This is a genomic window from Virgibacillus sp. GM2-2, assembly GCF_055329585.1.
This window is the reverse complement of the sequence record NZ_JBUZWC010000030.1, coordinates 1-6,927: the sequence shown is the minus strand read 5'-3', so window position 1 is coordinate 6,927 and position 6,927 is coordinate 1. Positions and strand designations below refer to the sequence as shown.

Genomic DNA, 6,927 nt, shown 5'->3' with positions numbered 1-6,927 from the left:
TAAAGCATACATGAAATCCCCATCTAATTACAGGTGGGGATTATTTGACGCTTACGTACAGATACAGACGTTACACTTCCTAAAACTTTTGCACAGTCCGTATTACAAGATGAAATGAGTAATGACTTGTCAGTAGAATCATTTACAGCGTTTACTATGACACAAACAGGTGACAAATTAACGATTAATCACAATATTGAAGTTCCAAAGGTGACAGCGTAAGGGGGCAATAACTTATGGCAACCTTAATAAGCACACCAGCCGAATTAGACGCAATTAGAAATGATTTAGCAGGTACATACGAGTTAGCGAACGATATTGATTTATCATCTTGGGGTAACTGGACACCTATTGATGGTTTTGTAGGTCAATTAGATGGTAAAGGTTACGTAATTAAAAATTTAACCATTCGTTCAACAAGTGATCTCATTGGATTGTTTGGGTCATTTGGTAATGTTGATAATGCTCGTATAATGAATATGGGATTAGAAAACGTTGACGTAGAAACTACTGGATTACAAGCAGGTGCTTTATTCGGCTATATCAACAACGACACATTTGTTATTGAAAATTGCTATGTTAAAGGTGGAAGGGTTCAAGCAAGTAGATTTGCAGGTGGAATGTTTGGTCAATTACGAAATGGTGTAACTGTACGAAATTGTTTTGCTGAATTGGATGAGGTTCGTTCAACAACTTCTGAGGTCAGTGGATTTGTTGGTGTAATCCAATATATAGAACCTACTTACGTAAATACAATAGAAAATTGCTATGCAGTAACTAAAACATTGACAGCACCATCTATTGTTCATGGATTCGGCTATAACATTGAAGATGGTTCAGATATGACAACCAATTGTTATTATGATTCTGAAATAAGTGGTGTACCTACATCTGATTTAGGTATAGGCAAAACAACAGCAGAAATGAAACAACAATCTACTTACACTGGATATGATTTTACAAATATTTGGGGAATAAATAATGATTATCCATATCTACAAGCATTTGGTGTTCCAGTAATACCACCCAAAACGGAAACTAGAGCAGTTAATTCATTTCTTGCTGCGATTCATTCTAATGCAAGTGTTGAATTACCACCAAAAACTACAAATGTAACAGTAAATTCTTACGTTTCATCAATGCAGAGCCACACAGAACGTCATATAGCGACTTTTAGGAATGTTGAGGGTTATTCTTCACCAATTCAATCAAACGTCACTACAAGCGTCCTAAGTGCCAATAATGAGGTTCGTACTGTAAATGGTTATATTAATTCTATTAATTCAAATACAGTTATTGAAACATATCGACAACCTAAAGAAATCGTTGTAAATGTAATTAGTCATATTAGGCAAATAGAGGGCAATATAGACGTTTCTACACCTTTGGATACTTTACCTATTGTTGCTATTGTAAGTGTGGTGGAGAATCTTTCAAATTACGAGTTGTCTAGCAATTTGTCAAATTCCGCATATACGGAAAATCCTTCTTATGTGGAGGTGATTGAATGATCTATGCAGGAGATACAGTTAGGTTAAAGGTGCATTTCAAAGCAATCACTGGACAGGCGATTGACCCAACAGATGTAACTTTAACAATCTATGATACTACTGAACAACAAATTGAACAGTTTATTTTAAATGACACCAATCGAGAAGATTTAGGTGTATTTTTTATGGACTATGTGACACCCGATGACAAACCTGAAGTTATATTTGAGTTTCGAGGGTTGCATAACAATAATCCTATTTTAGTTAGGGATTTATTAGAAATTAAATTTATTTAAAAGGAGAGATTTATTAATGTCAGAAGAAAATTTCACACAGGAACAGGTTGATGAAGCAATTCAGAACGCAAAGAATGAATGGGTTGAACAAGAATTAAATCCAATTATTACTGAACGTGATGATCTAATGCAGTATAAACCAGTGGAAAAATCCGAACAGGAATTAGCGTTTGAACAGAAGCAACAAGATTTATTTCAAAAGGAAATTGGATTGGAATTAAAGCAAGCAGGATTAGAGCAATTTGCCCCAATTCTCAAAGTAAAAGATTCAGACGAATTACAAGAAACAATCAAAGCATTAGGAAAAATTATGAATGAAGTAAAAATATCTACTGGATACGTTCCAAAAGATAAAGCCAAAGATGATGAATACTCAAAGTTTGAAAAAGATGGCAATACAGAAGGCATGATCGCAAGTAAATTAAGCAAGTTATTTAAGTAATTAGTGGTTATAGCCACTTTTTATAGATACAACAAAAACTAAAAAAAGAAAAGGAATGATTATTTTGTTTAAAAGTTCAAACTTTACAAACGCAGAACAAATTAGTTTATCAAAAGAGATTGCGAAAGTAGGCGTACAAGCAACACCATTTACATCTCTGCTTATGGCGAAAGGTAATATCGAGAAAGCACTTGGAACAGTTTATACTTGGAGAGAGAAAACTCTTGACCAAACTGGTGACATTTCAGCAGTTGAAGGTGCAGACACTACTGTATTTTATGAGAGTGCAAGAGCAGAATTAAATAATATTCTTGAAATCTTCAAGAAGGGTGCTAGTATTTCAGGTTCAGCACAAGCAATGAACGCTGGTCAACTTTCACAAGAAGTTAATGATCGTTTATTGGAACTAAAAATTAATATGGAGAAGAAATTCATCAATGGTGTACGTGCCGATGGTGGGGTAGCACCTTTCATTCGTCAAATGGACGGTCTTATTGCTATGGCAGACGCTACTAATGATGTTGCACATACTGGTGCAGTTACTCAACAAGTTATTAAAGATGCTATGCGTAATCTTTGGAATCAAGATTTAGCAGAAGGTCAATTCTATTGCCTAATCAATGCTGATTTAAAAGAACAAGTTGATTCACTATATGAAGGTTCTTATAACTACAACCACACTGAAACTAACTTTGGTCTATTAGTTGATTCAATCAACACTAACTATGGTCAAGTAAACTTTGTTCTTTCTAAGCATGTACCTGCTGATAAGATGGTATTCTTCAACGATTCTTATGTTGATATTGCTAACTTACGTGAAGCACACTTCGAGCCACTTGCTAAAACTGGTGACAGTGTTAAAGGTCAAGTTATTGCTGAATCCACTCTAAAAGTTGGTTCTAAGAAAGCAGTTGCAGTTGTAACAGTAGCACCACAGGCATAATCTAATACATATCATTAAGGGGATACTTGCCAGTCGGCTTGTATCCTCTTTTTAAAATCTAATCAAATAGGAGTAAAAGGAGAATGAATGAAAAAGAATTATATCTAATCAAACGTAGAAGAAAAGGGATTAATCAAAATGAATTAGCGTCTAAATTAAATTGCTCTCAAAGTTTAATTAGTCGTTTCGAGAAAAATGAATGTACTATGTCACAAGACAAAATAGATAGATATAAAAGAATCATAGATAACAAATAATTTAACAAATACAGTCGGAAAGTTGAGGTGAAAATGTGAACAGAAAAACTTAACACTTCTTCCTTTTGTGACCGTTCAGTAAATTAAACCGCAATGCTGAACATTTTTATGTGGTCATGGAATAAAAGGAAGAAGTTATAAATTGAAAAATTGGAGAAATACATAGAAGAAGTGTGAAAGGTATTCTTTCGCATAAAGTATGAACGAACAATTAAAAAATAAATTTCCTAGTTGGTGTTTTGAGGATAAACAATTTTCAACAGTATTAACAGACGACATAGATTCATTGTTAGGGTGTGCCATTGAGAAACACGTAAATAGTAATGATATTGGTTATTTCTATAACTTTGAAAATATTTATTCACAGGACAAAAATGTCCGTTATCCAACACTAGGAATTGATCTTGCACTAACAAAAGGAAAATGTTGGGATAATCACGTTACACGTATAAACAAAAATAGTAGTGCAAATCCAAATTCAGCAAATATTAATTCAGTATTAAACATATCAGGTGACAACTATTTTGATAAATTCTGTATGTCAACCGCTATTCTAATGTGGTCATTTTATGGATTGCCTTTACCAAAGTCAAAGGAAGGTAAAATGTTATTGTTAGCCATTGATAGTGGATTTAAAGGACATTACAGCAGTAGATTTGTAAATAAGCATACCGAATACTTAGAGTTGTTAAGGTTTGAAGAATTGATTGATCTACTCAATAACACATCAATTAAAGATTATTGGCAGTTACAAGATAAATACAATATGTCAACTAAGATTAAACTAAATGATAACGGTTATCTTGAAACACGACTACCAGTAGAACAGTTATCGGAGATATTTGGTTTAGATTTGTCATTACCTGAGCAACAGTTTACTTTACAAAAAAAATATCAAAATAAAAGTAGACAAGTACAAGGTGATGAAAAAGGTAATTTAAGTAAGAATGTAGTTAGTTTTGCATTAACAGGACAAAAATTTTATAAATACACAATTGCATAAGGGGATAAAATTCCCCTTTTATTTTATTTCTAAAGGAGATTATACAATGACAGTTAAACGAGAAGATTTATTCTTTTGCTACAGTAAAAATTTAAGCACATTCATCTATAAAGAAAGCGGTCTAGTACCATTGACCATTGCAGAAAACAAAAAGAGTGGTCGATTATTCAGTTTATATGGCAAGTCACCAGAATTACAGGCGGTATTGGATAAATATAAAGAGAAAAATAAATAGTTTTGACATTTTGCAACCATACAGGTATGATAAAAATATTGATATAATAGTGTTTGTAGGTATTTGATAAAAAATACGTAACTTTTTACTTGTTTTATAGTTAAATTTTACACAATTTACAACTTAAACACTGTTTAACAACTTGCATTTCTAACAAAACACAACCATACAGGTATATATAAAAATAATACAAAAATTGGTTATAAAACCATATATAACAATACTTTTAGGGGTTTAGTAGAAAATTTAAATTTACAAAACACAACTTTTTCGCCATTTTACATTATTATTTTCTTACAATTTACAACCGTATAGGTATATAATTAATTTAAAATAATAAAGAGAATAAATTTAAAGTAATATTTCATGGTTAAAGTAAACTTTCCCCATAATTTTCAACAACTTTTTAGTGCAAGTTCAAGTTCAAAATCTTTGCTTTGACACTTACAAATTGGTTGTTGTGAAACTTACATATTTATTTTAAAAGAAGGAGAATTAAATAATGGAATTTAATAATTTTACATTATCATCTACAAAAATTAAATCTAAGTGGTTGGGTAATAAGTCAACTGATCCATCTATTTACAAGAAAATTGGAAAGGAAGAAGGTATAAATCTATACTTACAATTATTCCGTTTCCGATTACATCAAATTACTGGTGATGGAAAAGAAAATTACACACATCATGTTTTTCGTGTAACAGTTGGTGAATTGTCTAAGTTTACTAAGATCAATCTTAAAAAGAAACTTACACATAAACAAATTGTTGACTTATTAACGAAAATGGAAAAAGCAGGTATCATTAAACTACATACACCTTCACGATGGGATCAAATGGTTGATGATAATGGGAAAGTCAAACATGATAAATTAATTGTGTTGGAAGCAACAGATGTTCCAAATACTCATACTAAGAATGACAAAGATGAACCTGATACCGAAGAAGATTATTATATTCCAATCAACTTTAGAACAATTGAGTACATATATAATGACCTTTCCTTAACGTCAAAGGAATTATCTGTCTACTTATTACTAATGAAATTATCAAATGCTGGTGAACGTAAAGCAACTGTAAATATTAATACTATGAAAGATTGGTTGGGTTATGGAAATGATACAATTACAGACATTTTGATAACTTTAAATCAAAATTATTTGCTTGCTAGTCATGTTAAACGAAAAAATAAGAAAATTAATTATGAACATACACCATTACGAAGATATTCAAAAATAAATTCATTTAAAAATGATAATGAGGATAACATTCGTAAGTTTTTGAATCGGTACAAGAAAAATAAACAAGCAGACACTAGAGAAGATGATCTTAACCCTTTTGAGAATGTTGAAGATGATGTTCTTAATTCAAATGAATGGGGCGAACGTCCTTAAAATTATAAACAAAATTATGAAGTCCTTAACAAAAATGTTAGGGGCTTTTTATATTCCAAAAAACTAATCAGGAGATGAATCTAATAATGAAAAATCAAGCAAAAGTTATTGAGATGGAAAATGAACAAAGAACAACAGATGAACGTCTAGACAGTATTGAGGATTGTATTAAGAAAATGGAATTATTAGCAGTCGAACAAATAAAGCGTGGTGCAGTTATAGAACACCAGTTAGAGAATATCGAGAAGAATATTAACAGTTTGAATGAGAAAATGACAAGTTTTATCAAAGCAGGTGAGAAGTAATGAATATTTATGAAGCATTAAAGCAAACTGAATTTCGTTTTGCAGAATACTTCAAGTATCTTCACCCAGAATTGCGATTTGATCATACTAGACCCCTTAAAACAGAGGAGGATTTTTTGCGGTTAGTTAATCGTAAAAGTATGTCACCATTCTACCGTTGGGAGAAAAGCAGCGATTATAAAAATTTACTTATGTTGTACCTAGATTATAAGGTTAATGAGGATTTTGAACAGATATATAATATTGTTTCCGACAAAGCAAAACAGGGTGATGAAAAAGCAATTAAGATATTCCTTACATTACAGAAAGATATTCAAAATATGTCTAAGTCAATCGGGAAAGGTTATGACAATGTTGAAGATACTGAAGAAGATGATGATTTAGATGTCGGATAAGAAGAAAAAGTCCTCCAAACTTGATGTAGTTATGGGGGATTTTCGTTTATTTGCTAAGAATTTCATTAAAATCATTGATAATGATGGGAATAGTGTTTCGTTTGTCTTAAATCTGTGACCGTCAAGTAGAAAGACACAGTTTTTGCTGATTAATTTGGAACACTTTCT

10 protein-coding genes are annotated in these 6,927 nt (G+C 31.6%); all 10 read left to right on the top strand.

The window, feature by feature from the left end; translation table 11 throughout:
- Positions 1 to 236: 236 nt before the first annotated feature.
- The 10 genes from ACY9Z2_RS18795 (at position 237) to ACY9Z2_RS18750 (ending at position 6,759) form a co-directional block, all read left to right on the top strand.
- On the top strand, positions 237 to 1,511 hold the full coding sequence (locus ACY9Z2_RS18795) for a M26 family metallopeptidase (protein WP_463611212.1): 1,275 nt from the start codon (positions 237 to 239) through the stop codon (positions 1,509 to 1,511).
- A complete protein-coding gene (locus ACY9Z2_RS18790) occupies positions 1,508 to 1,786 on the top strand; it encodes a hypothetical protein (protein ID WP_463611211.1) in 279 nt (92 codons plus the stop codon). The genes ACY9Z2_RS18795 and ACY9Z2_RS18790 overlap by 4 nt, the downstream gene beginning before the upstream one ends.
- A 16-nt stretch (positions 1,787 to 1,802) precedes the next feature.
- Positions 1,803 to 2,228 carry a hypothetical protein gene (locus tag ACY9Z2_RS18785; protein ID WP_463611210.1) on the top strand — a complete coding sequence of 142 codons (426 nt, stop codon included), beginning with the start codon at positions 1,803 to 1,805 and terminating at the stop codon, positions 2,226 to 2,228.
- Positions 2,229 to 2,292: 64 nt separating this feature from the next.
- Complete coding sequence (locus ACY9Z2_RS18780) at positions 2,293 to 3,171, top strand: SU10 major capsid protein (protein ID WP_463611209.1); 879 nt, start codon at positions 2,293 to 2,295, stop codon at positions 3,169 to 3,171.
- A gap of 83 nt (positions 3,172 to 3,254) precedes the next feature.
- Entirely contained in the window at positions 3,255 to 3,428 is a 174-nt protein-coding gene (locus ACY9Z2_RS18775; RefSeq protein ID WP_463611208.1) for a helix-turn-helix domain-containing protein, read from the top strand.
- A 199-nt stretch (positions 3,429 to 3,627) separates the two neighbouring features.
- A complete protein-coding gene (locus ACY9Z2_RS18770; protein WP_463611207.1) occupies positions 3,628 to 4,431 on the top strand; it encodes a hypothetical protein in 804 nt (267 codons plus the stop codon).
- Positions 4,432 to 4,477: 46 nt separating this feature from the next.
- Positions 4,478 to 4,666: a hypothetical protein gene (locus tag ACY9Z2_RS18765; RefSeq protein WP_463611206.1), complete on the top strand. Its 189-nt coding sequence runs from the start codon at positions 4,478 to 4,480 to the stop codon at positions 4,664 to 4,666.
- Between the two features lie 553 nt (positions 4,667 to 5,219).
- Positions 5,220 to 6,059 (top strand): hypothetical protein, encoded by an 840-nt coding sequence (locus ACY9Z2_RS18760; RefSeq protein WP_463611205.1) that lies wholly within the window; start codon positions 5,220 to 5,222, stop codon positions 6,057 to 6,059.
- Between the two features lie 86 nt (positions 6,060 to 6,145).
- Entirely contained in the window at positions 6,146 to 6,364 is a 219-nt protein-coding gene (locus tag ACY9Z2_RS18755) for a hypothetical protein (protein ID WP_463611204.1), read from the top strand.
- Positions 6,364 to 6,759 (top strand): hypothetical protein, encoded by a 396-nt coding sequence (locus ACY9Z2_RS18750; RefSeq protein WP_463611203.1) that lies wholly within the window; start codon positions 6,364 to 6,366, stop codon positions 6,757 to 6,759. The genes ACY9Z2_RS18755 and ACY9Z2_RS18750 overlap by 1 nt, the downstream gene beginning before the upstream one ends.
- Positions 6,760 to 6,927 lie beyond the last annotated feature (168 nt).

Excerpts from the sequence above, each read along its gene's own strand:
- ACY9Z2_RS18795 (WP_463611212.1), top strand. The coding sequence starts at position 237 with ATGGCAACCTTAATAAGCACACCAGCCGAATTAGACGCAATTAGAAAT.
- ACY9Z2_RS18790 (WP_463611211.1), top strand. The coding sequence starts at position 1,508 with ATGATCTATGCAGGAGATACAGTTAGGTTAAAGGTGCATTTCAAAGCA.
- ACY9Z2_RS18785 (WP_463611210.1), top strand. The coding sequence starts at position 1,803 with ATGTCAGAAGAAAATTTCACACAGGAACAGGTTGATGAAGCAATTCAG.
- ACY9Z2_RS18775 (WP_463611208.1), top strand. The coding sequence starts at position 3,255 with ATGAATGAAAAAGAATTATATCTAATCAAACGTAGAAGAAAAGGGATT.
- ACY9Z2_RS18770 (WP_463611207.1), top strand. The coding sequence starts at position 3,628 with ATGAACGAACAATTAAAAAATAAATTTCCTAGTTGGTGTTTTGAGGAT.
- ACY9Z2_RS18765 (WP_463611206.1), top strand. The coding sequence starts at position 4,478 with ATGACAGTTAAACGAGAAGATTTATTCTTTTGCTACAGTAAAAATTTA.
- ACY9Z2_RS18755 (WP_463611204.1), top strand. The coding sequence starts at position 6,146 with ATGAAAAATCAAGCAAAAGTTATTGAGATGGAAAATGAACAAAGAACA.
- ACY9Z2_RS18750 (WP_463611203.1), top strand. The coding sequence starts at position 6,364 with ATGAATATTTATGAAGCATTAAAGCAAACTGAATTTCGTTTTGCAGAA.